The sequence below is a fragment of the Ruegeria sp. AB10 genome (genome assembly GCF_056542745.1).
In genome coordinates, this window is sequence record NZ_JBQGAI010000001.1 from 840,443 (window position 1) to 865,354 (window position 24,912).

The window sequence follows — 24,912 nt, forward strand, 5'->3', positions numbered from 1 at the left end:
TGAGAAAGGATTACCCCATGTCCGATGCGATCAAGAACAAGGCGGTCGAGGCCGAAACACTGGTGCAGGAAGTCACCGCCGTCGCCCTGCCCGAACCTACGGCCGAAGTTGTTTCGCTGGAAGAGGCCGACGAACCCGTCAGCGCCGAGATCCGCAAGCGGATGGACGAGATCGACATGGAAAACACCAACTCGATCGTATCTTTCGGCTCGTCCGCGCAGGCCGAACTGCAGGAAATCAGCCAGGCCATGCTGGCGGATGTGCGCAACAAGGATGTGGGACCCGCCGGGGACAGCCTGCGCAACATCGTGACCACGATCCGTGGTTTCTCGGTCAGCGAGTTGGACGTGCGCCGCGAACGCAGCTGGTGGGAGAAACTGCTGGGCCGCGCCGCGCCTTTTGCCAAGTTCACCGCGCAATACGAAGATGTTCAGGGCCAGATTGACCGCATCACCGATGACCTGCTGGGCCATGAACACACGCTGTTGAAAGACATCAAATCGCTGGACCTGCTCTATGAAAAGACGCTGGGGTTCTATGACGAACTGGCGCTTTACATCGCGGCGGGCGAGGAAAAGCTGACCGAGTTGGACAGCCACGACATCCCCGAAAAAGAGGCTGAGGTTCAGGCCGCGCCCGAGGACCAGCAGGTCATGAAAGCGCAGGAACTGCGCGACATGCGCGCCGCGCGCGACGATCTGGAACGTCGGGTCCATGACCTGAAACTGACCCGTCAGGTGACGATGCAATCGCTGCCCTCGATCCGTCTGGTGCAGGAGAATGACAAGTCTCTGGTGACCAAGATCAACTCGACCTTGGTGAACACCGTACCACTTTGGGAAACCCAACTGGCGCAGGCCGTTACCATTCAGCGCAGCGCCGAGGCCGCCGCCGCCGTACGCGATGCCAATGACCTGACCAATGAGTTGCTGACCTCGAACGCGGCGAACCTGCGCGAGTCGAACAAGATGATCCGCGAAGAGATGGAGCGCGGCGTGTTCGATATCGAAGCGGTCAAACAGGCCAATGCTGACCTGATCGGCACCATCAACGAAAGCCTTGCCATCGCGGATGAGGGCAAAGCCAAACGCGCTGCCGCCGAGCAGGAACTGCAGAAGATGGAAGCCGAACTGCGCGACACGCTGGCCTCGGCCAAGGCGCGGCAGGATGGTATCGGCGACAATGCCGGAACGGCGGTTCCGGGCTGACGGCGGGCTGCGCGTGCGGGTATCGGGATATCTGAAGCCCCTTTTGGGTTTTGTCACGCTTTTGGTTTTGGCCAATTGCGATGAAACTTTGACGTCTTCTGTTGTCCCGCAACCGCGCCCCGCGGCGCCCGCGCCTGCACCCAATGCCTATGTCCCGCCGTCCGCGGCCAGTCAGGATCTGGCCCGGTTCTATAAGCGGGTCGAGCGCGATCTGCTGACCCGTGGTTTGTTGCGCATAGACGGGGGCGGCCCCGATACGCCTTACGACGCTGACGATCTGGCGCGCAATTTTGAGGCTATTGCCTTCTACAGCGAATATCCCGATCACGCGGTGACTGCATCTTCGCGCAAGACGGACGGGCAGCTCAGCCGATGGACAGGTCCAGTGCGTGTGCAGACCGAATTCGCCCCGTCCGTTCCGCCCGAAGCGCGCAAACAGGATGCCGCGCAGGTCGAAGCCTTCACGGCTCGGTTGGCCAAGCTGACCGATCATCCGATCTCGGTCGTCAATCGCAAGGCCAATTTCCACGTGTTCTTTGCGGGCAAGGATGACAGCAGCTATGTGGTGATGCGCCTCAAGCAGTTGATCCCGAATATCAGCCAGGCCTCGCTGGATCTGGTCGCGAACCCGCGCGCCAATATCGACTGTTTCGTGTTTGCCTCGGCCACAAGCAATGCTCCGAACCGATATGTGCGGGCGGTGACACTGATCCGGACCGAACTACCCGATCTGTTGCGCCGCAGTTGTATCCACGAAGAGATTGCACAGGGCCTTGGACTGTCCAATGACAGCCCTGCCGCGCGGCCCTCGATCTTCAACGACGATGACGAGTTTGCGCTGCTGACCAGCCATGACGAAAAACTACTGACAATGCTTTATGATCCGCGTCTGACACCCGGCGTGACGGCCGAGGGCGCCCGCCCTGTGGTGCGGATCATTGCGCGTGAATTGATGGGCCAGCAGCTCTGAGCCCAAGGAAAGGAGACCCCGATGGGTATTTTCGATTTTCTGACCGGAGAATTTATCGACGTCATTCACTGGGTCGATGACACCCGCGACACCATGGTTTGGCGGTTCGAACGTGAGGGGCACGAGATCAAATACGGCGCCAAGCTGACCGTGCGCGAAGGCCAGGCGGCCGTGTTCGTGCATGAGGGGCAACTGGCGGATGTGTTCACGCCGGGTCTCTATATGCTCGAGACCAACAATATGCCGATCATGACGACCCTGCAGCACTGGGATCACGGCTTTCAGTCTCCGTTCAAGTCCGAGATCTACTTCGTCAACACGACCCGGTTCAATGACCTGAAATGGGGCACCAAGAACCCGATCATGCTGCGCGATCCCGAGTTCGGCCCGACCCGTATCCGGGCTTTCGGAACTTATACTGTGCGTGTGAAGGACCCGGCGAAATTCCTGGTTGAGATCGTGGGCACCGATGGTGAGTTCACCATGGACGAGATCAGCTTTCAGATCCGCAACATCATCGTGCAGGAATTCAGCCGCGTGATCGCCGGGTCGGGTATCCCGGTTCTGGACATGGCTGCCAATACCGCTGACCTGGGCAAACTGATCGCAGCCGAGGTGTCTCCGGTTTTGGACGGCTACGGGCTGGAGATGCCCGAGTTTTACATCGAAAATATCTCGCTGCCGCCCGCGGTTGAGGCCGCGCTGGACAAGCGCACCTCGATGGGGCTGGCGGGAGATCTGGGCAAATTCACCCAGTATTCCGCAGCCGAAGCAATGACCGCCGCCGCCAACAACCCCGGTCAGGGTGGCGGCATGGGCGCGGGTCTTGGCATGGGCATGGGAATGGCGATGGCACAGCAGATGTCGAACATGGCAGCGGGTCAACCGAGCGGCCCGTGGGGCAGTTCCGCCCCCGCTGCCCCGCAACCGGCAGCGCATGCGGCACCGCCGCCGCCTCCGGTCGAGCATGTGTGGCATATCGCGGTGGATGGTCAGACCAGCGGGCCGTTTTCGAAGGCCAAGATGGGACGGATGGCGACAGACGGGGAAATTACCCGCGACACCCATGTCTGGACCGCCGGTCAAGACGGCTGGAAAAAGGCCGGAGACGTGCAGGAACTGGCGCAGTTGTTCACCATTCTGCCGCCGCCGCCGCCCGGCGCCTGACCTTTCACACGTCCGCGCAAGAATAAGGCCGCACGATGACCGAAGAACATCGATTTCCCTGCGAGCAATGTGGTGCAGATTACCGGTTCAACCCAGGTGATGGCAGCCTGACCTGCGACCATTGCGGGCATTCCGAGGCAATTGGCGCTGGCCCCTGGGGCGGTGCCAACCTGAAGGAGCTGGATTTCGATGCGGCCATTGCGGACCGCCTGCCCGACAGCGAGATCGAGGAAACGCGTGTTCTGTCCTGCCCAAACTGCGCGGCTCAGGTCGAGTTCGACCCCGCCACCCACGCCGCTGAATGCCCGTTTTGCGCAACGCCAGTGGTTACGGATACCGGTGTCAATCGGCATATAAAACCGCGGGGGGTGCTGCCCTTTGCCATAGACGAACGAGCCGCGCACAAGGCGATGGGGGACTGGCTGGGGCGGCTGTGGTTTGCGCCGAACGGGTTGCAGGAATACGCCCGCAAAGGTCGCAAGATGCAGGGCATTTACGTGCCGTACTGGACGTTTGATGCGGATACGCAATCCAGCTATCGCGGCGAGCGTGGCACCGTCTACTATGAAACCCGGACCGTCATGCGCGACGGCAAGCGTGTGCAGCAGCAAGTGCCCAAGGTGCGGTGGTCTCCGAAATCCGGGCGGGTAAAGCGGTTCTTTGACGACGTGCTAGTATTGGCGTCGCGGTCCTTGCCCAAAAGCTATACCGAGGCGCTGGAGCCCTGGGACCTGCCGGCGCTGGAGCCTTATCGGCCCGAATATCTGGCGGGCTTCCGGGCCGAGGCCTACACGGTCGAATTGCAGGACGGCTATACCGAGGCGCGCGGTTACATGGCGCGGGTGATTGAGCGGGATGTGCGCTTTGACATCGGCGGTGACCGCCAGCGGATACACGCGATCGATACGGATGTGCGGGATGTGACTTTCAAGCATATCCTTCTGCCCGTTTGGATGGCGGCCTACAAATATCGCGGCCAGACCTATCGCTTTGTCGTGAACGGCCGTACCGGCCGCGTTCAGGGTGAGCGCCCATGGTCCGCCATCAAGATCACCATAGCCGTTGTTCTGGGCCTGCTTGTGGCCGCTGGTGTCGGGTATTTGATGGCGACCGGACAGCAGGGCTGAAGCGGTTACCAAGCCCGCAATTGTTAGCGCTTGAACTTCGCGCGATCAGACGCCATTCTGCGCCGCGTCAACGCCGAGCGGGGAGGCCTGTGTGACACTATCCGATCTGACTCAACTACTGACAGCACGGCATTCCTGCAGGGCCTTCCTTCCCGATCCGGTGCCGAAGCGGCAGATCGAAAAAATCCTGACCAGTGCCACCCGTGTTCCCAGTTGGTGCAATGCCCAACCCTGGCACGTGATCCTCACCAGCGGCGAAGAAACCGACCGATTTCGAGAAGCGCTGCAGAATGAGGCCATGACCGGCACCCCTGCCCCGGACCTGCCCTTTCCGACCTCGTATTCCGGGGTCTATCAGGACCGCCGCCGGACTTGCGGCTGGGCCTTGTATGAGGCGGTGGGCGTGGAACGCGGCGACCGCGCAGCCTCGGCCCGGCAGATGATGGAGAATTTCACACTGTTCGGCGCACCGCATTGCGCGATCATCACCAGCCCGAAGGAACTTGGGGCCTATGGCGCGCTGGATTGCGGCGGGTTCGTTACCGCATTTTCACTGGCCGCACAAGCACTTGGCGTGGCCACGATCCCACAAGCGGCGGTCGCCACGTACAGCCCGTTTCTGCGCCGCTATTTCGACATCCCGGACGACCGAATGATTTTATGCGCGATTTCCTTTGGCTATGCGGATAAAGATCACCCCGCCAATGGCTTTCGAACCGACCGCGCCGGTCTGAGCGAGATTGTCGAATGGCTCGGGTAACAGACGCACCAGGCGGAGAGTAAATTTGCGCGCAGTCCTACAACGAGTTTCACGCGCCAGCGTATCGGTCGGCGGTCAGGTCATCGGCCAGACCGGACCGGGGCTGATGATCCTGGTCTGCGCAATGCAGGGCGATGATGAGGCAAAGGCGGATCAACTGGCCGCCAAGGTCTCGAAACTGCGGATTTTCAAGGATGACGCCGGGAAAATGAACCGGTCGGTGAAGGATATCGAAGGCTCGGCGCTGGTGATCAGCCAGTTCACGCTGGCTGCTGATACGTCGCGCGGAAACAGGCCCGGCTTTTCCGAAGCGGCGGCGCCGGATCTTGGCAAGCATCTGTATGAGGTGTTCGCCCAGCGGCTTGCGGCGCATGGCGTGCCGGTCGAGACCGGTGAGTTCGGGGCGGATATGGCGGTAGAACTGGTCAATGACGGGCCGGTAACGATTTGGGTGGAAAGCTGATGGACAGAAAAGAACAGGCAATTCGTATCTGGCAGGCCGGTGTTGATGCCGTGGGCGGCCACGCCGCGACCAGCAAAGTGCTGCACGATATCCCCGCACCCGATCAAATCCTGGCCGTGGGCAAACCCGCTGCCGCGATGGCCCTCGCCGCTTTGGAGCATTTTGGCCCACGCCCGACGTTGGTTGTCACCAAGGACGACCACGGACGCGACCTGCCGGATCATGTGACAGTGATCGAGGCCTCTCATCCGGTTCCCGACAGCCGCAGCCTTCAGGGCGGTCAGGCCCTGCGCGAAGCGGTCGAAGCAATGCAGCCCGGCTCGCATCTGCTGTTGCTGGTGTCCGGCGGGGCGTCTTCGCTGGCCGAGGATTTGCTACCGGGCAAAACGCTGTCCGATCTGGAGCAGTTAAACAAACAGCTGTTGGCCGAGGGGCTGGACATAACGGCCATGAACGCCGAGCGCCGCAAGCTGTCGCGGATCAAAGGCGGCGGGCTTCTGTCTCATTTTCAAGGAAAAAAGGCGACCGTACTGGCGATCTCGGATGTGCCCGGGGATGACCTGAATGTTGTGGGATCGGGGATCGGGGCACTGCCGGAAAGCTATGGCTTTGAGGCAAGCACGCAGATCGTGGCCTCGAATGCTCATGCCCGCGCGGCCGCTGCGGATTTGGCAAAAGGCGAAGGCCTGACGGTTCTCACCAACGAAGAATGTCTGCACGATGACTTTTTGAACGTCGCCGAAGCGCTGGGCCAACGTATCCGCGCCATGCCCAGCGGCGTCATGGTTTTCGGCGGAGAGCCTACGGTTGTTCTGCCCGAAAACCCGGGACGCGGGGGGCGTAATCAGGGGTTGGCGCTGGCCCTGGCTCGCGAGATTGCGGGATCCGAGGGAATTACCGTTGTTGTCGGCGGAACCGATGGCACGGACGGTCCAACCGATGCGGCCGGCGCTGTCATCGACGGCACCACCTGGGGCGAAGGCGCAGAACATGCGTTGCAGCAGGCGGATAGCGGCAGTTATCTTGATCGCGTCGGTGCATTGCTGGTGACAGGGCCGACGGGAACGAATGTAATGGATCTGCTTGTCGCAATCCGCGAATGATCTGACGATTTTGACCGAAATTGGTTTGCAGTCCCCGCCGACAGTGTGCGGATGACACCGCCTGCCAACGCTCTACGCGCAATCGAAGACACCCCCGACGTCGGCATCGAGATGCCCGATGGCTGCCGCTTGTCTGCACGCATCTGGCGTCCGACGGATGCAACGGAACACCCTGTCCCTGCCATTCTGGAATTTCTGCCCTATCGCAAGCGTGACGGAACGACCGTGCGCGATGCGCTGACCCACCCTTGGTTTGCGGAACGGGGCTATGCCTGCATTCGTGTCGACATGCGCGGCAATGGCGACAGCGAAGGGCTGATGGAGGACGAATATACCCGGCAAGAGCTGGACGATGCCGTCGCGACGATCCATTGGCTGGTGCAGCAACCCTGGTGTACCGGCATGGTCGGGATGATGGGGATCAGCTGGGGTGGGTTCAACGCGCTGCAAGTGGCAGCGCTGCAACCCGATCCATTGAAGGCGATCATCACCCTATGTTCCACCGCCGACCGCTATGCGGACGACATCCACTATAAAGGTGGCTGCCTACTGAACGAGAACTTGGGCTGGGGCGCGACGATATGGTCGTACTCCTCCCGTCCTCCGGACCCGGATCTGCGTCCGAACTGGCGCGAACTGTGGCTGGAGCGGCTGGAGCATGAGCCGTTTTTGCCCTCGGTCTGGCTGCGTCATCAGCGGCGGGACGCGTATTGGCAGCACGGCTCGGTTTGTGAGGATTTCAACGCGATTCAGGCGGCGACTCTGGCGATCGGCGGCTGGGGGGATGCCTACAAGAACACCGTTCCTTTGCTGGTTGAGCAACTGACAGCCCCAGTCAAAGGGATCGTGGGGCCTTGGGTGCACAAGTACCCTCATTTCGCAGTACCCGAACCAAGAATCGGATTCTTGCAAGAAGCTCTGCGCTGGTGGGATCACTGGCTGAAAGGCATCGATACGGGCGTAGACAAAGATCCGGCCTACCGGGCCTATCTGATGGATGGTGTGCGACCACAGCGCCGGTACAATGAACGGCCGGGGCGCTGGATTGCCGAGGCCGAGCGGGCCACGTCTCATCTGCCCGCCCTGACACTGGGCCTGTCGAATGAGGGCCTTGGACAGAACGGAACACTGGACGTTCGGGTGAGGTCACCGCAGACCTGCGGCATGGAAAGCGGAGAATACTGCGCCATCTGGCTGGGTCCCGACATGCCCGGAGATCAGCGCACTGATGATGCACTTTCGGCCTGTTTCGATGGCGTACCGCTGGCTGAGAACATGGATATCGTCGGCGCGCCACGCATTCGCCTGCGCCTGAGTGCCGACCGCCCGCAGGCGCAGATTGCCGTTCGGCTGAACCATGTGCACCCGGATGGGGCCTCGACACGCATTACCTATGGCGTGCTGAACCTGACGCATCGCGACAGCCACGCCGAGCCAACACCGCTGACGCCGGGCGCCGCTTATGAGGTTTCGCTGGATCTGGACCACATCGCCTACCGCGTCCCCAAGGGGCACAGACTGCGGGTCGCAATCTCCAGCGCCTATTGGCCGCTGATCTGGCCGTCGCCCGAATGCACCGAACTGCACCTGACGCAAGGTGACATCACCATACCGCAACGCCCGTCCGGTGATGACGAATATGCGTTTCCACCGCCCGAGTCGGCCCCGCCGCTGGGGCAGACCTCCTTGCGCGCACCGCACAATTCGCGGCGGGTGGAAACGGACATGAACTCGGGCGAAACCCACCTGATCATCGAGGATGACTTTGGTCTGGTTACCAACAATGACCACGGCCTGATCCACGGCGGAATGGCGCATGAACGCTGGACGATCCACCCGGATGATCCCCTCTCGGCCCGGGGATATTGCAAATGGATGCAAGAAATCAGCCGGAACGGTATCGACCTGCGCACAGAAACCTCATGCGAGATGTGGGCGGATCAGAATTCCTTTTTCCTCAGGGCTCGTATAGATGCCTTTGAAGACGACAAACTGGTATCAACCAAGCAACTGGAGGATGCCATACCGCGTGATCAAATGTGATGCGGGACGCTCAAGTGTCAGACATTTGTTCTTGCCCGCCCGACCGAATTCCGCCTACCTTGACTCACGCGTCAATAAAAAGCCCAAAAGGGCAACAATCCAATCAACCGGGAGACCATGATGAACGAACAAATCACTCACATGACCAAACAGGTCACAGCCGGCAAGCTCACCCGCCGCGAATTCATGGGGAAAGCCGCGGCTTTGGGTGTTTCTGCGGCCATGGCCAGCACCATGTTTGCAGATGCCGCACGCGCGGCTGGCCCGAAAAAGGGCGGCGACCTGAAGATCGGCTCGGTCGGTGGCGAATCGACGAACTCTCTGGACCCGGCGACCTACGCCAGCCAGGTGCCTGCTCTCAACGGTCGCCAGTTTGGTGACACCCTGGTGGTCGTAGCGCCGGACGGCTCGATTGAATCACGTCTGGCCGAAAGCGTGGAAGCCAGCGCTGACGCCAAGGTGTGGAACTTTAAAATCCGCCCTGGTGTCGAATTCCACAACGGCAAGACACTGACCAGCGAAGACGTGCTGAAAACCATGCAGCGCCATTCGGACGAGAACTCGAAATCCGGTGCCCTGGGCATCATGAAAGAGATCGAGTCGATGAAGACAGACGGCGACGTGTTCTCAGTCACGCTGAACAGCCCGAATGCCGATTTGCCTTACCTCATGGCAGACTATCACCTGATCATTCAGCCGGACGGTGGCCTCGATAATCCGGGCGCGGGCATCGGCACAGGGCCATACAAGATGGAAGTAAACGAGCCGGGCGTGCGTCACGTTTACACGAAGTTCGACAATTACTGGGCAGATGACGGCCATTTTGACAGTGTCGAAATTATTGCCATCAACGATGCAACCGCACGTACCGCGGCGCTTCAGTCCGGTCAGGTTCACCTTATCAACCGGGTTGAGCCCAAGGTGGCCAATCTTCTGGGCCGCGCGCCGGGTCTGAGCGTGCAGCCCACGACAGGTCGCGGGCACTACGTATTCATCATGCATTCGGATACCGCCCCGTTCGACAATCTCGATCTGCGGCTGGCTCTGAAATATGCGATCAACCGCGAAGAGCTGGTTGAAAAAATCCTGCAGGGTTATGGGTCTGTTGGCAACGACATGCCGGTCAATGCGGCCTATCCGCTGTTTGACGATACAATCCCACAGCGCCCGTTTGATCTTGAAAAGGCAGCCGAGCACTACAAGAAGTCCGGCCACGACGGATCACCGATCGTTCTGCGTACCTCGGATGTTGCATTCCCGGGTGCGGTGGACGCCGCGGCGCTCTTCCAGCAAACGGCAAATCAGGCCGGTATCCCACTCGTCATCGAACGTGTTCCGGGTGATGGCTACTGGTCCGAGGTCTGGAATGTCCAACCGTTCTGCGCCTCTTACTGGACGGGCCGTCCGGTACAGGATCAGATGTACACCACCGCGTACCTCTCGACCGCCGACTGGAACGACACACGTTGGAAACGGCCCGAGTTCGACGATATGCTGAATCAGGCAAAAGGTGAGCTCGACACCGCCAAGCGGAAAGAGATTTACTCTCAGATGGGTCGACTGCTTAACGAAGAAGGCGGCCTGATTTGCCCGATGTTCAACCAGTTCATTGACGGTGTCAGCGACCAACTGGCTGGTTGGGAGCCGGATCCGTATGATGAACTGATGGGGGGCCAGGCCTCACGCAAAATGTGGTTCGCCTGATACGGGCCCAGGATAATGCATCCCATCATCAAACTGGTTTCCCAGCGCCTTGCGCTGGGAATCCTCTTGCTCTTTGGTGCATCGGCTCTGATTTTCGGCCTCACCGAAGCTCTTCCCGGGGACGCTGCCCAAGCTGTCCTTGGTCAATCCGCAACCCCCGAATCTTTGGCCAACCTGCGCGAAGAGATGGGCCTCAACCGCCCTGCCCTGACCCGTTACTTCGAGTGGCTGGGCGGCATTCTTCAGGGTGATCTGGGTCAGTCCCTGACCAACAAACTCGATATCGCGGAGAGCATTGGAAAACGGCTGGGGAACACACTGTTTCTGGCCTGTGTTGCAGCCATCGTATCGGTTCCACTTGCCATCTTTCTGGGTTTGCTGGCCGTCCGGTACCGCGACCGCTGGCCCGATAAATTAATCTCTGCTGTCACGCTTACAACTGTTTCGATCCCCGAATTCCTGATCGGCTACCTGGTGATCTACTTCATCTCGGTGAAACTGGGCTGGTTTTCTTCGCTCGCTATGATCAATGATTCAATGTCTTTCGGAGAAAAGCTCTATACCATCGCCCTGCCCGCCTTCGTGCTGACGCTGGTGGTTCTGGCGCAAATGATGCGGATGACCCGCGCGGCGATCCTGAACCTGATGCAGTCGGCCTATATCGAAACGGCCGAGCTGAAGGGCCTGTCGAACTTTCAGGTCATTGCACGCCATGCGTTTCCCAACGCAATCTCGCCCATCGTCAACGTCGTGATGCTGAACCTGGCCTATCTGGTGGTGGGCGTCGTCGTTGTCGAGGTGGTGTTCGTGTACCCCGGCATGGGGCAGTATCTGGTGGACTCGGTGACCAAACGTGACGTGCCGGTCGTTCTGGCCTGCGGCGTCGTCTTTGCCGCCGTCTATATCGGGCTCAACATGGTTGCCGACATCGTGTCCATCCTTGCCAACCCAAGACTGAGGCATCCGAAATGATGAAGAATATTCCTATTTCGGCAATGATCGGTCTGTTTTTCACCGGGCTGTACTTTTTCATCGCGTTCGCGGCGCCATTGATCGCCCCCTACGGTATGGCCGAAGTGGTCGGCGATGTGTGGGAACCGTCCAGCGCCGAGCATCTGCTGGGCACTGACAATATCGGGCGCGATCTGTTGACCCGTATGATCTATGGCGGCCGCACAACGATCTTCATCGCCGCAGCGGCCACGATCCTCAGCTTTGTCACCGGCACCTCGCTGGGCCTGCTGGCAGCCGTGCTGGGTGGTTGGGCCGATCAGGTTCTCAGCAGGACGGTTGACCTGATCATGTCGATCCCGACTCTGATCCTGGCGCTGGTTATCCTGGCGATTGTTCCGGTGACCGTTCCGATCCTGATCCTGGTGATGGGCCTGCTGGACGCCACGCGCCCCTATCGCCTGTCGCGGTCGGTGGCCGTGGACATCAACGTGATGGACTATGTCGAGGCCGCAAAGCTGCGCGGTGAAGGTCGGACATGGATCATCTTCCGGGAAATCCTGCCCAATGCCCTGTCACCGCTGGTGGCTGAGTTCGGGCTGCGGTTCATCTTCATGGTTCTGTTCATCTCGACCCTGTCCTTCCTTGGTCTGGGCGTTCAGCCTCCGCTGGCCGACTGGGGTGGCATCGTGAAGGAAAACAAGGACGGCATCGTCTATGGCATCGGCGCGGCGCTGTACCCCGCTGTGGCCATCGCTACGCTGGCCATCTCGGTCAACCTTGTGGCTGACTGGGTCTTGAACCGTACCACATCGCTGAAAGGAGGCCGGGGATGACTGATACCCTTCTCAAGGTCCGCGACCTCAAGATCGGCGCGACCGTCTATCCGCCGGGCGAAAAGCCCCATGACATCGAAATCGTGCACGGGGTCAGCTTTGACCTCGAACGCGGCAAGGTGCTGGGGCTGATCGGCGAATCCGGTGCCGGTAAATCCACAATCGGTCTGGCCTCGATGGCCTATGGCCGGGGTGGCGTGAAAATCACCGGCGGCGAGGTCTGGGTCAACGGGCGCGATATCCTCAAGACATCTCATGGGGATATCCGCAAGCTGCGCGGGGGTGAGGTCACTTATGTGTCCCAATCCGCCGCCGCGTCGTTCAACCCTGCCAAGAAGATCATGGATCAGGTGGTCGAAGCGGCTGTCGAACAGAAGAAATTCACCCGCAAAGAGGCCGAAGCCCGCGCGCGTGAACTGTTCGCTAAGCTGGGTCTGCCTGACCCCGACAATATCGGCAGCCGCTACCCGCACCAGGTTTCCGGCGGTCAGCTACAGCGTTGCATGACAGCGCTGGCGCTGTGTCCCGAGCCTGATCTGGTGGTGTTTGACGAACCCACGACGGCCTTGGACGTGACCACTCAGATCGATGTTCTGATGGCCATCAAGGAAGCCATCGCAGCGACCGGCGTTGCCGCGCTCTACATCACCCACGACCTGGCGGTTGTGGCGCAGGTGAGCGACGACATCATGGTTCTGCGGATGGGGAACACGGTCGAATACGGCAACACCGATCAGATCATCAACAACCCGCAGGAAGACTACACCAAGGCGCTGGTCTCGGTACGGTCGATCGAGCACGAAGAAAAAAAGCCCACGCCGGAACCGGTGTTGAGTGTTGACGGCATCACCGCGCGCTACAAGGGTCTGAACTTCGACGTGCTGCACAACGTCAATGTCGAGCTTCATCCGGGGCAGACACTGGCGGTTGTGGGTGAGTCCGGCTCGGGCAAGTCGACGCTAGCGCGGGTGATCACCGGCCTGCTGCCGCCGCGCGATGGTGAGATCACCTTTAACGGTCGCAAGCTGAGCCCTGATCTGAAAGGCCGTTCGCTGGAAGACCTGCGTGAGCTTCAAATGATCTATCAGATGGCTGACACGGCAATGAACCCGCGTCAGACTGTTGGCACGATCATCGGCCGTCCGTTGGAGTTCTACTTCAACATGCGAGGGTCCGAAAAACGCAAACGTGTCATCGAGTTGCTGGATGAGATCGAGCTGGGCGAAAAGTTCATCGACCGCTATCCGGCAGAGCTGTCCGGTGGTCAGAAACAGCGTGTCTGTATCGCGCGGTCGCTGGCGGCAAAGCCCAAGATGATCATCTGTGATGAGGTCACCTCGGCGCTGGACCCGCTGGTTGCGGACGGCATTCTGAAACTGCTGCTGGATCTGCAACAGATCGAGGATGTGGCCTATCTGTTCATCACTCACGATCTGGCGACGGTCCGCGCGATCAGCGACAGCATCGCGGTGATGTATCAGGGACGTGTGGCGCGGTACGGGTCGAAGAGCGAGGTGCTGAGCCCACCGTTCGACGACTATACCGACTTGCTGCTCAGCTCGGTGCCCGAGATGCATCTGGGCTGGCTGGAAGAGGTTGTCGCCCATCGCAAAATGGAAAGCGCAGGGAACTGATCCCTGCCATAAGAAACTTCGAAATCCCGGCGCTTGTTACAAACAGGTGTCGGGATTTTGCTATTCGGGGCGCGAATTGGCGGCCCATGCGCGGCGAATCCCCTAGGCTCGCCTGAAGTGTTAAAGAAAAGGGTCAGACTATGGACCGCAAAATCCTTCTCATCATTCTGGACGGCGTCCCATGGCGCAACTTTCGCCGGTTGTTCGGCAACCTCGAAGGCTGGGTCGACAGGGGCGAGGCGCAGGTCTGGAAGCTGCGTTCGGTGCTACCATCGATCTCGGCCAGTTGCTATGCCTCGATCCATACCGGCGTCACACCGCAGGAACATGGTTGCACCGGCAACGGCAATGTCTTCCGCCTGAGCCACAAGGACGTGTTCAGCCAGATACGTGAGGCAGGCGGCGTAACCGGCGCGGTCACCCACAGCTATTGGTCGCAGTTCTTCAACCGCCACCCGTTCGATTACGTCCGCGATGTCGAATATGACGAGCCCGACAGCAAGACGATCAACCACGGTCGCTTTCACACCATGACCGGCTATAGCAAAGCCAACCAGATGACGCCATGTGACGTAGACCTGTTTGCCTCGCTGACCAATCTGTGCCTGCGGTTCGGGCTGGATTACGGTATCCTTCACACCTGCACGCTGGACAGCATGGGCCACCGGTTCTTCCACGATTGCGAGGAAATGGACCACGCCTGTTTCGTGATGGACGAGATGCTGGCGCCCTTCATCCCCCGTTGGCGGCAGTTGGGCTACGAGGTTATCGTCACCGCCGACCACGGCCAGGATGAGCGCGGGCACCACGGTGGACGCAGTCCGTTACAGCAGGAAACCGCGCTGTATTATTTCGGCGACGCCGAAGGCCCCGAGGCGGACGCTGTGATCGACCAGCTACAGCTGGCCCCCACGATCCTGAACCGCATGGGCGCACCGGTTGCGGAAACGATGAAGGCCGCGCCGTTCCTGAAATAGCGGATCAGTCGTAAGGCCAAACCTCTTGGCCCAGTGCCTCGATGGCGATCGAAATCCGCTCGAAACTGTCTGCGGCGCGCTTTACCGAGGTTCGCGCCCGCAGATAACCATGCACAAGACCGGGTTCGTTGATCCAATACGCCCGCCCTCCGGCTGCTGCGATCTGCTCGCAATAGATCGCCCCATCATCGCGCAACGGATCGCAATCAGCCGTCACGACCACGGTCGGCGGCAAGCCCGAGAAATCGGTATCGTGCAGAGGTGCAAATGTCGGGTCGTTTTGCGGAACCGTGCCGCCACAGCGGACTTTCTCGTAGAACTTGATTTCGTCCAGCGTCAAAAGCGGCGCATGTGCGTGTTCGATGTAGGAGCCAACTGATATGTCTCCGCCCAATCCGGGATAGACCAGGACCTGCCCCAGCACATCCGCAAGCCGCCCACGGCCATAATGCGCGACCGCGGCGGCGAGGTTCCCCCCCGCGCTGTCCCCGGCTAGAACCAGTGGGTCGCTGAATTCTGTTGCTGCCCAGTTGGTGGCAGTCCAGCTGTCCTCGAACTGCGCGGGATGCACTTTCTCAGGGCACAGGCGGTAATCCACGGCAACCACCCGATACCCGGTCTGTGCGCAAATCTCGGCGCAGACGTCGTCGTGGCTGTCCAGCCCGCCGACGACAAAACCGCCGCCGTGAAAATAGACGACGGTTCGCGTTGGATCTCCGGCGGTGTAAACGCGGACAGGCACGCCATCGGCGGACCTGTCCTGCACATCCAGACCCGGAGGCCGGGGTTGGCGAAAGTCCTGACACATCTCGTTGTAGACGCGACGCTGGTCCTCGGTTGACAGATCGACCGCGTCGTCAGGATAGCTTTCAGCCGTTCTTCTTATGAACGCCCAGGTTTCTTCATCGATCAGACGTTCATAATCCATTGTCCCTCCGCGGTCAGGCAGCCCACTCCCATGGCCGGGTAAACGATCCCAGCACCTTACCGACATCGTCGTCCGAGGAACCGTTGGCGTCAAGCTGCGCAACAAGCCCGCGCTTCTTGTCGTCTATCACCGAGACGACGCGTGCATCCAACCCGGCCTTTTCAAGCGCGCCATTATAGATGCGGGTGATCGCCTGTTTGCGAAGCTCAGGCTTGAACACCTTGCCCACGGCGGTTTTCGGCAGCTCATCCAGAATGGTCATGTGCTTGGGCTGTGCCGCGCGCTCATGAACATGCACACCGCAATACTCCATCAGCTCTTTCTCGGTTACGCTGGCGCCATCGACCAGTTCGACAAAGGCGCAAGGCACCTCGCCCGAATAGGCATCGGGCTGACCAATAGCGCCGGCAAAAGCGACGGCGTCATGCCCCAGCAGAGCCTCTTCGATCTCGGCCGGGTCGATATTGTGACCACCTCGGATAATCAGGTCCTTGGCGCGGCCAGTGATCCACAGATAGCCATCCTCGTCAAACCGCCCCAGATCGCCGGTGCGCAGGTACTTGTCGAAGTGGTAAAGATCGACGTTCTTGTCAGCCTCGGTATAGGTGTTGCCTGCATAGACACCGGGGTTCGAGATACAGATTTCGCCAATCTCATCCGCGCCGCATTCCTTGGGGCCATCCGGTCCGTCCTGCAGGATTTTCACATCCGTATAGGGGAACGGAATCCCGATCGAGCCGATTTTCTTTTCGCCATCCACCGGGTTGCACGAGACCAGACAGGTCGCTTCGGTCAGGCCATAGCCTTCGACGATGGTCACGCCGGTCGCTTCTTCAAAACGGCGGAACAGCTCAACCGGCAGAGGGGCCGAGCCGGAAAACGCTGTTTTCACTGTCGAGATGTCCGCGTCCACCGGGCGCTGCATCTTGGCAGCAATGGCGGTGGGCACGGTGATGATGAAGGACACTTTCCAGCGTTCGATCAGCTTCCAGAAATTGTCGAACACGCCGTCGCCGCGATACCCCGCAGGCGTCGGGAACACCACATGCGCGCCGGACGACACGGCGGCCATCACGATCACATGCACAGCGAATACGTGGAACATCGGCAGCGGGCACATGATGACGTCTTCATCCGAGAACAGCAGCGTATTGCCCAGCCAGCCGTTGTAGATCAGGCCGGAATACTTGTGCTGTGCCACCTTGGGCATACCCGTGGTGCCGCCGGTATGGAAATAGCAGGCGACGCGATCTTCCTTGCTGTCCTCGAAGGTCAGGGTTGCGGGCTGCTTGGCCAGTTCCTGATTGAAGTTCTTGTAATCTGCGTGGGCCAGATGCTCCTTGTCCCCCATCTTGGGGCGCAGGAACGGCACCAGCCAGGATTTCGGCGGCGTCAGATAGCGGTTGAGGTCAATCTCCAGAATGGTGTTGACTTTGGGCGCGTGGCGCACCGCCTCTTCGACCTTTTGCGCAACGTCGGTCTTGGGGAAAGACTTCAGCGTCACCACCACCTTGGCCCCGGTTTCGCGCAGGATCGCGGCGATCTGTTCGGGCTCCAGCAACGGGTTGATCGGGTTGACGATCCCGGCCACCGCGCCGCCCATCATGGTAACCAGTGTCTCGTTACAGTTGGGCAGCACATAGGCCACCACGTCCTTTTCGCCGATACCCAGCGACCGGAACAGGTTGGCGGCCTGATTGACCTTGCCCAACAGTTCGGACCAGGTCAGCGTCTCGGCCTTGTCGGTCGGCCCGGACAACAGCTGAAAGCTCATCGCATTGCTGTTGGGGAATTTCTCTGCGGTACGTGACAGCAACTGGTGAAAGGTGACCGGAACATCGCGGTCCTCCCACGACATTTCCTGCTCCATCCTTGCCTTGTCTTCCAAACCCACAAAGGCCATGCGGTTCCTCCCTTATCTCTCCCGTGTCCGGCACGGGTTTTGTATCCACCGCCAAGATGGAAGCAAAACCGCGCAGGTTCAAGAAAGGCCTTAGCTGTGAAGGCATCAAAGGGGTAGAATGACGCTGCGGACTTAGTTGTAATGCCCCAGCGTCACCTTATTCGGCGGCCATACCGTCGGTGAATTGCAGACGCGCGAGGCGGGCATAGAGGCCGTCCTGCGCCACCAGATCGTCATGGGTGCCCTGCGCCACGATGCGTCCGGCCTCCATCACCACGATCCGGTCGGCCTTTTTTACCGTCGCCAAACGGTGCGCCACGATCAGCGTGGTACGGCCAGCGCGCATCTGATCAACAGCCCCCTGCACCGCCCGTTCGCTTTCCGCATCCAGCGCCGAGGTCGCCTCGTCCAGCAACAGAACCGGCGCGTCGCGCAGGATCGCGCGGGCGATGGCGATGCGCTGTTTCTGGCCACCTGACAGCATCACGCCGCGCTCGCCGACGAAACTGTCATAGCCCTCGGGCAAGGCCGAAATGAAATCATGTGCAGCAGCGGCCCGGGCGGCGGCCTCAACTTCGGCATCCGAGGCGTCCAGACGGCCAAAGCGAATGTTCTCACGGGCCGACGTGGCAAAGATGATCGGATCCTGCGGCACCAACGCCATGTGGCGGCGGAAGTCGGCCCGGTCGATGTCACGCAAATCAACGCCGTCCAACATGACCTGCCCCGAGGCCGGGTCATAGAACCGCTGGATCATCTGGATGACGGTTGTCTTGCCCGCCCCAGAAGGACCGACAAATGCCACCGTCTCACCCGGATTGACCTGCAGCGACAGGTGTTCCAGCGCCACCACATCAGGGCGCGAGGGATAGCGGAAGGTCACGTCGTCAAAACGAATCTCACCGCGCACGGATGACGGCAGCGCGACCGGTTTGGCCGGATCGTTGACTGTGTCCTGCGCGTTCAGCAGCTCGACCAGACGCTCGGTCGCGCCAGCGGCGCGCTGCAGCTCGCTCCAGATTTCCGACAGGGCCGCGACCGATCCCGCCATGATGATCGAATAGATCACGAACTGGATCAGCACACCTTCGGTCATCACTCCGTTGCGGACGTCATTCGCACCCATCCACAGCACGCCGACAATGCCGGTGAAAACCAGGAAAATCACGATGACCGTCAGAACTGCGCGGGTCTGAATGCGACGCAACGACACCACATAGGAGGTCTCGGTCATGTCATCGAACTGCTTGCGGCTGGCCTGTTCATGGGTGAACGCCTGCACCGTTTGCACCGCACTCAGCGCCTCGCCCGCGTTACCGGACGACGCCGCGATCCAGTCCTGATTTTCACGACTGATCACGCGCAGACGCCGTCCCAACAGCAGAATCGGCACCACCACGATCGGGATCAGCAACATTACCATCCCGGTCAGCTTGGCCGAGGTCAGCAGCATCAATACCAAACCGCCCAGGAACAACAGCACGTTGCGCAGGGCGATAGAGACGGACGAGCCCAGAACCGACTGGATCAATGTCGTGTCGGTGGTGATCCGGCTCAGGACCTCTCCGGTCATGATGCGTTCGTAGAACTCGGGGCTCATGCCGATGACGCGATCGAACACCGCCTTGCGGATATCAGCCACCACGCGTTCGCCCAGACGGGTCACCAGCGCATAGCGCAGGCCGGTGCCCACGGCCAAAACCGCGGCAATGCCCAGCGCGGCCAGAAAGTACCAATCCAGCAACTCGCCATCTTCAATGCGGAAATTGTCGACCACGCGGCGCACGGCCAGCGGCAGCGTCAGGGTCATGCTGGCGGTCAGAACCAGCGCCAGCGTCGCACCGATCATCAGCAACCGGTACGGCAGCATGAACGGCCAGAGTGACGCCAGAACGCCAATCTTCTTGGATCCGGCGCGCTCTTCGCTGGCACCGGGTGCAGATTGCTGTGCCGGACTGGCTGAGGCTCTTCTTGCCATGCTTGGTCCTTAACTCATGTTCGCATTCATTCGCCCGCTTCTTGGCGGCAGTGCACCGCCGGGTCAAGCTTCGCAACGCGAATTGATCCCTTCTCAGGGCCATTTGACGCAGAAATTCGGGGCTGACTTGGAGCGGGCGGCGGGAATCGAACCCGCTTCATCAGCTTGGAAGGCTGAGGTAATAGCCAGTATACGACGCCCGCTCAGCGCAGGTCGGTTTAAGCGATGCGCCTGACGCCGTCAAGCGCCGTTCGGCGGTAGATTCCGATTTCTGCCCACGACCACAAGTGACCGCTCCGCTAGCCTTGCGCGGGAAGCCAATTACATGAGTCGAGACTGGACGAAATCCGGATCGTCGACGCATATTGCAACGGCTGCGCGGCTGTTTGGCCGATCAAGGACGCCGGATAGGTTGTTGCGGCTGCAAGCGCCTCGTGCAACGGCACACCGACCTGAGTGACCAGATTGTGGATGGCCGTGGTCAGGTCCAGATCAGCCCCGGCAAGGGTTCCATCCGCAAGCGTCAGGCGCCCGTCGGTGCGCGCGATCCGGCGGCCCTCCAGCTCGAACGCAGTCTGGTCGGTTCCTGCGACGGCCATGGCATCGCTAACCAGAAAGACCTGACCGGGCGCGGTTTTGGCGGCCCATGCGGCGCGCATCACCTCGGGGTGAACATGGATACCATCGGCGATCAGCCCCGCTGACAAACCACCATTGGCCAACGCCGCCCCAACCAGACCCGGCTCGCGGCTGCCCAACTGGCTCATGGCGTTGAACAGATGCGTCACACAGCGCGCACCCGCGGCGGCATAGCGCTGGCACGTCGCAAAATCCGCATTGGTATGGCCCAGTGACACCAGAATACCAGCGTCGAACAAAGCCTTCACTTGTTGCTCGGAAACAGATTCGGGCGCGAGGGTCACCTTTAGGCACGGCAATTCACTCGCCGCCGCGATCAGAGCCGTCAGATCAGCCTCCTCCATCGGACGGACCAACGCCCCGTCATGGGCCCCCTTGCGGGCAACGGACAGGTGCGGCCCCTCTAGATGCAGCCCGGCCACGCCCGGAATACCGGCGCGTACGGCCTGTATTGCGGCCTCAATGGCGGCCTGCGTTTTCTCGGGCGTGTCGGTGATCAGGGTCGGCAGCAAAGATGCCACGCCCAAACGGCGATGCGCATCGGCAATTCGTCGGATCGTTTCAACCGACGGATCATCGTTGAACATCACCCCATCGCCGCCATTGACCTGCAGATCAACATATCCGGGGCACAGGATATCTCCGTTCAGGTCGATGATCTGACCTTGGTTTTTCGACTGCTCTTCAGGCTCAAGCGCGGCCAGCGCGCCATCATGAAAAACCACCGCCTGACCGAAATGCAGGCGCCCACCATCGAACAGAGCCCCGTTGCGAAATGTCACTGAACCTGAGGTCATACCGTCTCTGTCACCTTTCTCAGATGGCGCGGTGCGTCCGGGTCGATTCCGCGGGCGCAGGCCAGGGCTTCGACCATACTGTAGAACGAGGTGATGGTTGCAATAGGGTCGGTCAGCCAGTGATCGGTTCTTGTCACCGGCAGGCTCTGTGCGCGGGTTACCTTATCGGTCGCCGCGAACACCACAGCCCCTTTGACAGCCAGAGCATCGGCGGCTTCGGCTGTTGTCTGTTCCGCCGCGTCCGCTGCGGCGAAGACGATGGTGGAGAAGCCCTCTTCCACGATCGAGACCGGTCCATGCAGAACCTCGGCCGCCGAATAGCTTTCGGCGTGAATCTGACAGGTTTCCTTGATCTTCAGCGCGGCCTCATTGGACATGGCAAAGGACGGACCGCGGCCCAGCGTGAACAGCGACCGGCCGGTGATCGCCTCGGCCACCACCGACCAGTCGCAGTGCGCGGCCTGCGCCAGTTGGCGCGGCAGGGATCGGATCGCGCCGGACAACTCGCTGTCGCCCTTGATCTCTGCCAGCAGCCACAACCCGGTTACAAGCGAAGTGACAAAGGTCTTGGTCGCTGCCACACTCAATTCCGGCCCCGCGTGAAGGGGCAGCACCGCATCCGTTACCCCGGCCAATCGCGAACTTTCGTCATTGGTGATGGCCACAGTCACCCCGCCTCCGGATTTCAGCGACCGTGTCATTCCAACGATATCCGGGCTTTGACCGGACTGCGACACCGACACGCACAACGCCCCCTTGGCCCGCAGATCCACACCATAGATTGAATTGACCGACGGCCCGACCGACGCCGCAGGCAGGTTCAGCAGCAATTCGGCGGCGTATTTCAGATACAGGCAGGCATGATCGGACGACCCCCGCGCCACCGTGATCAGGAAGCGGGGATCGGCGTCTCTGACCAGCGCTGCCGCACCCTTAATGTTGGTAGCGCCCTGGCTCAGCAGCCGGTCAACCGCATCGGGGATTTCCAGAATCTCCTGACGCATTTTCGAGCTGTGTTCAGACATGTTTTTCCGGCCTTTCCAACTATAACCGCAACTCGGCGACAAAGTCATAGGCGTCACCGCGATAAAGCGACCGGGTCAATTCCGCGACCCGACCATTCTTGAGGAATGAAATGCGTTCGATATTCAACCCGGCAGCCCCTTCGGGCACGTCCAGCAACTCGGCCTCACGCGCCGCCAGATTGAGCGCCGAGATTTTCTGCACCGCACGCACCGGCCGCCGGCCCAGACTGTCCAGCACTTCATAGAGTGAGGTCGTCACCTCGATCGGGTTCGGCAGGATATCCAGCGGCAACGCGGCGCGTTCCAGCGCCAGCGGGCGACCATCCGCCTCGCGCAGGCGGTAGATGCGGGAAATCTGTTCTCCGTCTTTCAGGCTCAGCGCTTCGACCTCTTCCGGGGTTGGCGCAAAAACGCCGCGCTCCAGCCATTTCGAGGTCGTCCGCATTCCCCGGCTGGACATGTCCTCGGTGAAGGATGTCAGATGCGTCAGCGATTGTTCAACCCTCGGCACACGTTCGCGAATGAACGAACCCGATCCCTGCCGCTGTTCGATCACGCCCTCCTGAACCAGTTCCTGAATCGCCTTGCGCACGGTGACCCGCGACAGATCGGTGATCTCGACCAGTTCCCGTTCCGAGGGCAGTGACGCGTTCGGGGCCAGCACGCCAGTGTCGATCCCCTCTTGCAGCCTGCGCCGCAATTGGACATAGCGCGGCCCTTTTTCGGGGCTCAGCCAACGGTCGGCGCGCAGAAAGTCAGAGATGCTCATGGCGTATCTCCTTCGCCATGGCCAATGCGCCAGCCAGGGGTTCGCCTTGCGGGGCGCGAATGGCGGATTGCATCGCTTTCGGAAGGTAGGCCGCATAATGCCCCGCGATCCCGCCAGTCAGACAGATCGCCCTGCCCGACTGCCAGCCCAGCCGCTTCGCGGTCTCAGCGATGTAGCCCGCCCCGGCCTGCAGGATTTGCGCGGCAACAGAGTCGCCCGCCTGCGCGGCAGACGTCACCGCAGGTGCAAGCGCGCCAAACTGCGCGGGCGTCGCAGCCCCGGCGAAAGCCACGATGCCCGCCGGACCGTTCAGATCGGCCAGCAGCTTTTGCGTCAAGCCGGTCTGAACCTGTGTGCCGTCATAGGCGCACAGTGCCTCAGACAAGGCCCGGCGCCCGACCCACTGGGCCGAGGCCTCATCCCCCAGAACCGCTCCCCAGCCCCCGGCAAACCGCATCGCACCTTCCACCTGAACCGCAAGGAACGACCCGGTGCCGCAATGTGCGATCAAACCATCCTGCGCGCCCAACGCACCGCGCACGGCGGCGGGGCGGTCATCCTCGATTCGCGCGCAGGTCAAACCCAGCGCATCGCGCAAGCGCCCCGCAATCACGGCATCGGTAACGCCCGCAAGACCGATGAATGCAGGCCAGTCGCGCAGGTCCGCGACCTCCACACAGGCCCGCCGGGACAAGGCTTCAAGCCCAGCCCGAATCTGGGCCAGCGCCGCGTCAAAATTGGTCGAAACATTGGCGGAACCCGTCTCAACGCAATGCATCACGCCATTGACCTCACAGGCCACACGACAACGCGTTCCGCCACCATCCACCGCCAACACGGCGCTATTTCGAGACTCGGTCATAGCAATACCATTATAATACCTTTTGAAATTGGAAAAGCCTAAATTCCGCGGTAATCTTGAATTCCCGCCCTGTTTTTTATTGAAAACACCCAATTTTCCTCACGGCAAAAGAAAAATATGGACAGGTGGTATTAGATAGGTATCGTATAGCGAACACACGAGGGGATTCTCTTGACGCTGCCGCCGACCGAACAATTGCACCCTGACGCCTTACAGCTGACCCAAGGCAACCTGGTCAGTGCCGTACGCGCACTGGCCGAGGGGCAGATCGCGGCGGCCACCGCCGTCCGGGACGCACTGGACAACATCGCCCGCGGCGCCGAGGCCATGGCGGCGACGATCCGCGCCGACGGGGTTCTGCATTTCGTGGCTGCCGGATCGTCAGGCCTGATGGCAGCGGCCGACGCACAAGAGTTGGGCGGTACATTCTCAATCCCCCCTGCCCGCCTGCGCATTCACATGGCCGGAGGCTTGCCGACCGGCGTCCAGATGCCGGGCGGAGCCGAAGACGCGACAGACGGTCTGGAGAAGGCGATGGGAGAAGTGACCGCTCGCGACACGGTGATCGCAGTGTCGGCCAGCGGCTCCACGCCTTACACGGTGGCAGCCGTGAAGGTCGCCCGCGTGCGCAACGCCACGGTGATCGGCATCGCCAACAACGCAGGCAGTCCACTGTTGCAGGATGCAGACATTCCGATCCTTCTGGCCACACCGCCCGAGCTGATCTCGGGCTCGACCCGCATGGGTGCGGGAACGGCTCAGAAGATCGCGCTGAACATGCTTTCGTCGCTGATGGCGGTCGAGTTAGGCCATGTGCACGCCGGGATGATGGTCAATTTGCACGCCGACAATGACAAGCTGCGGGCGCGGGCAACCGGGATCGTCGCCCGGATCGCGGATGTGGATGCCATTACTGCACAGCAGGCGCTGGATGCAGCAAACGGCGAGGTAAAACCCGCCATCCTGATCGCCGCGCAGGGCCTGGCTCTGACGCAGGCCCTCACGCGGTTGCAGGCCTGCAAGGGGATTCTGACCGCCGCACTGGCGCAAAACTGACAACGACAAACA

The 24,912-nt window shown here is 60.8% G+C and carries 21 protein-coding genes and 1 tRNA gene; 14 read left to right on the plus strand and 8 right to left on the minus strand.

From position 1 onward, the window contains the following. Positions 1-17: 17 nt before the first annotated feature. The 13 genes from ACR0NT_RS04245 (at position 18) to ACR0NT_RS04305 (ending at position 14,943) form a co-directional block, all read left to right on the plus strand. Complete coding sequence (locus ACR0NT_RS04245) at positions 18-1,208, plus strand: toxic anion resistance protein (protein WP_170670634.1); 1,191 nt, start codon at positions 18-20, stop codon at positions 1,206-1,208. Further along, positions 1,168-2,178 (plus strand): DUF2927 domain-containing protein, encoded by a 1,011-nt coding sequence (locus tag ACR0NT_RS04250; protein WP_480442640.1) that lies wholly within the window; start codon positions 1,168-1,170, stop codon positions 2,176-2,178. The genes ACR0NT_RS04245 and ACR0NT_RS04250 overlap by 41 nt, the downstream gene beginning before the upstream one ends. A gap of 21 nt (positions 2,179-2,199) precedes the next feature. Beyond that, positions 2,200-3,345 (plus strand): SPFH domain-containing protein, encoded by a 1,146-nt coding sequence (locus tag ACR0NT_RS04255; protein WP_170670632.1) that lies wholly within the window; start codon positions 2,200-2,202, stop codon positions 3,343-3,345. 35 nt (positions 3,346-3,380) lie between these two features. Further along, on the plus strand, positions 3,381-4,472 hold the full coding sequence (locus ACR0NT_RS04260) for a TFIIB-type zinc finger domain-containing protein (RefSeq protein ID WP_170670630.1): 1,092 nt from the start codon (positions 3,381-3,383) through the stop codon (positions 4,470-4,472). Positions 4,473-4,563: 91 nt separating this feature from the next. Next, positions 4,564-5,232 (plus strand): nitroreductase, encoded by a 669-nt coding sequence (locus tag ACR0NT_RS04265; RefSeq protein ID WP_170440981.1) that lies wholly within the window; start codon positions 4,564-4,566, stop codon positions 5,230-5,232. A gap of 25 nt (positions 5,233-5,257) precedes the next feature. Then, positions 5,258-5,695, plus strand: a complete 438-nt coding sequence (gene dtd, locus ACR0NT_RS04270; protein ID WP_170670628.1) for a D-aminoacyl-tRNA deacylase — start codon at positions 5,258-5,260, stop codon at positions 5,693-5,695. Then, positions 5,695-6,798 carry a DUF4147 domain-containing protein gene (locus ACR0NT_RS04275; RefSeq protein WP_170440977.1) on the plus strand — a complete coding sequence of 368 codons (1,104 nt, stop codon included), beginning with the start codon at positions 5,695-5,697 and terminating at the stop codon, positions 6,796-6,798. The genes dtd and ACR0NT_RS04275 overlap by 1 nt, the downstream gene beginning before the upstream one ends. Before the next feature lie 51 nt (positions 6,799-6,849). Further along, complete coding sequence (locus tag ACR0NT_RS04280; RefSeq protein WP_170670626.1) at positions 6,850-8,841, plus strand: CocE/NonD family hydrolase; 1,992 nt, start codon at positions 6,850-6,852, stop codon at positions 8,839-8,841. 120 nt (positions 8,842-8,961) lie between these two features. Continuing rightward, positions 8,962-10,545 carry an ABC transporter substrate-binding protein gene (locus ACR0NT_RS04285; protein ID WP_170670624.1) on the plus strand — a complete coding sequence of 528 codons (1,584 nt, stop codon included), beginning with the start codon at positions 8,962-8,964 and terminating at the stop codon, positions 10,543-10,545. 15 nt (positions 10,546-10,560) lie between these two features. After that, complete coding sequence (locus ACR0NT_RS04290; protein WP_170670622.1) at positions 10,561-11,517, plus strand: ABC transporter permease; 957 nt, start codon at positions 10,561-10,563, stop codon at positions 11,515-11,517. Further along, on the plus strand, positions 11,517-12,332 hold the full coding sequence (locus ACR0NT_RS04295) for an ABC transporter permease (protein WP_170671558.1): 816 nt from the start codon (positions 11,517-11,519) through the stop codon (positions 12,330-12,332). Before ACR0NT_RS04290 ends, ACR0NT_RS04295 begins: the two co-directional genes overlap by 1 nt. After that, the gene (locus ACR0NT_RS04300) at positions 12,329-13,966 is read left to right on the plus strand and encodes an ABC transporter ATP-binding protein (RefSeq protein WP_170440967.1); all 1,638 of its coding nucleotides are present in this window, start codon (positions 12,329-12,331) and stop codon (positions 13,964-13,966) included. The genes ACR0NT_RS04295 and ACR0NT_RS04300 overlap by 4 nt, the downstream gene beginning before the upstream one ends. A gap of 140 nt (positions 13,967-14,106) precedes the next feature. Further along, positions 14,107-14,943: an alkaline phosphatase family protein gene (locus tag ACR0NT_RS04305; RefSeq protein WP_170670620.1), complete on the plus strand. Its 837-nt coding sequence runs from the start codon at positions 14,107-14,109 to the stop codon at positions 14,941-14,943. 4 nt (positions 14,944-14,947) lie between these two features. On the opposite strand, the gene ACR0NT_RS04310 is transcribed toward ACR0NT_RS04305, so the two are convergent. From ACR0NT_RS04310 to ACR0NT_RS04345, 8 genes are all read right to left on the minus strand, one after another. Further along, positions 14,948-15,871, minus strand: coding sequence for an alpha/beta hydrolase (locus ACR0NT_RS04310; RefSeq protein WP_170670612.1), 924 nt, complete (start codon positions 15,869-15,871; stop codon positions 14,948-14,950). Between the two features lie 13 nt (positions 15,872-15,884). Next, the gene (locus ACR0NT_RS04315; RefSeq protein WP_170440961.1) at positions 15,885-17,774 is read right to left on the minus strand and encodes an acyl-CoA synthetase; all 1,890 of its coding nucleotides are present in this window, start codon (positions 17,772-17,774) and stop codon (positions 15,885-15,887) included. A 157-nt stretch (positions 17,775-17,931) separates the two neighbouring features. Next, a complete protein-coding gene (locus ACR0NT_RS04320) occupies positions 17,932-19,752 on the minus strand; it encodes an ABC transporter transmembrane domain-containing protein (RefSeq protein WP_170670610.1) in 1,821 nt (606 codons plus the stop codon). A gap of 128 nt (positions 19,753-19,880) precedes the next feature. Next, positions 19,881-19,955, minus strand: a tRNA-Gly gene (locus ACR0NT_RS04325). 96 nt (positions 19,956-20,051) lie between these two features. Further along, positions 20,052-21,188: an N-acetylglucosamine-6-phosphate deacetylase gene (gene nagA / locus ACR0NT_RS04330; RefSeq protein ID WP_170440957.1), complete on the minus strand. Its 1,137-nt coding sequence runs from the start codon at positions 21,186-21,188 to the stop codon at positions 20,052-20,054. After that, entirely contained in the window at positions 21,185-22,213 is a 1,029-nt protein-coding gene (locus ACR0NT_RS04335) for an SIS domain-containing protein (RefSeq protein WP_170440955.1), read from the minus strand. The genes nagA and ACR0NT_RS04335 overlap by 4 nt, the downstream gene beginning before the upstream one ends. Before the next feature lie 19 nt (positions 22,214-22,232). Continuing rightward, positions 22,233-22,982 carry a GntR family transcriptional regulator gene (locus ACR0NT_RS04340; protein ID WP_170440953.1) on the minus strand — a complete coding sequence of 250 codons (750 nt, stop codon included), beginning with the start codon at positions 22,980-22,982 and terminating at the stop codon, positions 22,233-22,235. Then, positions 22,969-23,844 (minus strand): BadF/BadG/BcrA/BcrD ATPase family protein, encoded by an 876-nt coding sequence (locus ACR0NT_RS04345; RefSeq protein ID WP_170440951.1) that lies wholly within the window; start codon positions 23,842-23,844, stop codon positions 22,969-22,971. Before ACR0NT_RS04345 ends, ACR0NT_RS04340 begins: the two co-directional genes overlap by 14 nt. A gap of 171 nt (positions 23,845-24,015) precedes the next feature. Between ACR0NT_RS04345 and ACR0NT_RS04350 the strand changes: the two genes are divergently transcribed. After that, positions 24,016-24,900, plus strand: coding sequence for an N-acetylmuramic acid 6-phosphate etherase (locus ACR0NT_RS04350; protein WP_170670600.1), 885 nt, complete (start codon positions 24,016-24,018; stop codon positions 24,898-24,900). Positions 24,901-24,912 lie beyond the last annotated feature (12 nt).

Bases quoted from the DNA above. Each gene is read 5' to 3' on its own strand.
- ACR0NT_RS04305 (WP_170670620.1), top strand. From the start codon at position 14,107: ATGGACCGCAAAATCCTTCTCATCATTCTGGACGGCGTCCCATGGCGC.
- ACR0NT_RS04295 (WP_170671558.1), top strand. From the start codon at position 11,517: ATGAAGAATATTCCTATTTCGGCAATGATCGGTCTGTTTTTCACCGGG.
- ACR0NT_RS04245 (WP_170670634.1), top strand. From the start codon at position 18: ATGTCCGATGCGATCAAGAACAAGGCGGTCGAGGCCGAAACACTGGTG.
- ACR0NT_RS04315 (WP_170440961.1), bottom strand. From the start codon at position 17,774: ATGGCCTTTGTGGGTTTGGAAGACAAGGCAAGGATGGAGCAGGAAATG.
- ACR0NT_RS04280 (WP_170670626.1), top strand. From the start codon at position 6,850: ATGACACCGCCTGCCAACGCTCTACGCGCAATCGAAGACACCCCCGAC.
- nagA (WP_170440957.1), bottom strand. From the start codon at position 21,188: ATGACCTCAGGTTCAGTGACATTTCGCAACGGGGCTCTGTTCGATGGT.
- ACR0NT_RS04300 (WP_170440967.1), top strand. From the start codon at position 12,329: ATGACTGATACCCTTCTCAAGGTCCGCGACCTCAAGATCGGCGCGACC.
- ACR0NT_RS04250 (WP_480442640.1), top strand. From the start codon at position 1,168: ATGGTATCGGCGACAATGCCGGAACGGCGGTTCCGGGCTGACGGCGGG.
- ACR0NT_RS04340 (WP_170440953.1), bottom strand. From the start codon at position 22,982: ATGAGCATCTCTGACTTTCTGCGCGCCGACCGTTGGCTGAGCCCCGAA.
- ACR0NT_RS04310 (WP_170670612.1), bottom strand. From the start codon at position 15,871: ATGGATTATGAACGTCTGATCGATGAAGAAACCTGGGCGTTCATAAGA.
- ACR0NT_RS04285 (WP_170670624.1), top strand. From the start codon at position 8,962: ATGAACGAACAAATCACTCACATGACCAAACAGGTCACAGCCGGCAAG.
- ACR0NT_RS04335 (WP_170440955.1), bottom strand. From the start codon at position 22,213: ATGTCTGAACACAGCTCGAAAATGCGTCAGGAGATTCTGGAAATCCCC.
- ACR0NT_RS04275 (WP_170440977.1), top strand. From the start codon at position 5,695: ATGGACAGAAAAGAACAGGCAATTCGTATCTGGCAGGCCGGTGTTGAT.
- ACR0NT_RS04345 (WP_170440951.1), bottom strand. From the start codon at position 23,844: ATGACCGAGTCTCGAAATAGCGCCGTGTTGGCGGTGGATGGTGGCGGA.
- ACR0NT_RS04260 (WP_170670630.1), top strand. From the start codon at position 3,381: ATGACCGAAGAACATCGATTTCCCTGCGAGCAATGTGGTGCAGATTAC.
- ACR0NT_RS04255 (WP_170670632.1), top strand. From the start codon at position 2,200: ATGGGTATTTTCGATTTTCTGACCGGAGAATTTATCGACGTCATTCAC.
- ACR0NT_RS04320 (WP_170670610.1), bottom strand. From the start codon at position 19,752: ATGGCAAGAAGAGCCTCAGCCAGTCCGGCACAGCAATCTGCACCCGGT.
- ACR0NT_RS04290 (WP_170670622.1), top strand. From the start codon at position 10,561: ATGCATCCCATCATCAAACTGGTTTCCCAGCGCCTTGCGCTGGGAATC.